The organism is Vibrio sp. YT-19(2023), from assembly GCF_033337395.1.
The window spans coordinates 1-1104 of record NZ_JAWOQN010000150.1 but is presented as its reverse complement, the minus strand read 5'-3'; the positions used below and the strand labels follow the sequence as shown (position 1 = coordinate 1104).

At 48.3% G+C, this 1104-nt stretch carries 1 protein-coding gene and 1 pseudogene; both read right to left on the bottom strand.

Translation table 11 applies throughout. The annotated features are described in order from the left end of the window. Positions 1–81 (bottom strand): annotated as a pseudogene (locus R7E78_RS24515) (DsbE family thiol:disulfide interchange protein); the annotation flags it as partial. 1 nt (position 82) lies between these two features. Continuing rightward, positions 83–1104, bottom strand: a 1022-nt coding sequence (locus R7E78_RS24510; RefSeq protein WP_318058392.1) for a cytochrome c-type biogenesis CcmF C-terminal domain-containing protein, incomplete at its 5' end; no start/stop codon positions are given.

Here is a 1104-nt window from a genome sequence, read left to right as displayed (position 1 = left end):
GTTACGAACCAACTGTGTTGCGAAGATCCCCGCCAGAACTAAGAAAGCAACCAACGGGATAAACAAGATTTTCTTATTCATTTTATGCTACCTGCTCGTTTGACTTTGCGTTCTTTTTCGATGACTTACGGAAGCGGTAACGCTTATCAGAAATCGCTAGTGCGCCACCTAATGCCATGATCAAAGAGCCAGCCCAGATCCAACGTACGAACGGCTTGTAGTAAATGCGCACCGCCCAAGAACGGTTATCTTCCAAACGCTCCCCCATCGCGATGTAAAGGTCGCGAGTGATGCCACGATCAATGGCCGCTTCTGTCATCATCGACTTCGCGGTGCGGTAGAAACGCTTCTCGGCATGAAGTGTATTGATGTACTTACCATCGTGTGTGATTTCGAAATCAGCGATGTAACCATCGTAGTTCGGACCGTCTTTATCACGAAGACCCGAGAAGTAGAAATCATAACCTTCGATTTGGAAGTGTTCACCTGGCGCTAAACGCACATCACGCTCAATGCTGTAATTTTGTACCATAGCGATACCAATGATCGTCACAGCAAGACCGATATGACCAAACATCATCGCCCAGTGGCTACGTTGAAGCTTACGAACACCTTCAGCAAAACTGTGACGGTGCGTCGCACGCTCATGCAATTCGAACGCATGCATTGCCACGATCCAAATCGACATAACCCAGCCGATGTACGCCATCACTGAGAAGAAATCAGCAAATAGGAATACACAAACCGCCGCCAACGCCAGAGACACAGTGCCCGACACAAGCATAGGCTTCACAATCGAAGATAACTGGTCACGCTTCCAACGGATAAGAGGACCGATACCTAGCAAGAAGGCAAACGGCATCATGAGCCATGCAAATAGCATATCGAAGAATGGGGCACCGATAGAAACCGAGCCCAAACCGAGCTGCTTGTGAACCAATGGCAACAACGTACCAACTAAGACGACCACAAGAGCTGCAATTAGCAAGACGTTATTGGCAAGAAGTGCGTTTTCGCGTGACACTAAATCAAAGTTACCACGAACACGTACCGCCGCACCTTTCACCGCGAATAGCAGTAAAGAACCACCGATAACGAAGACAA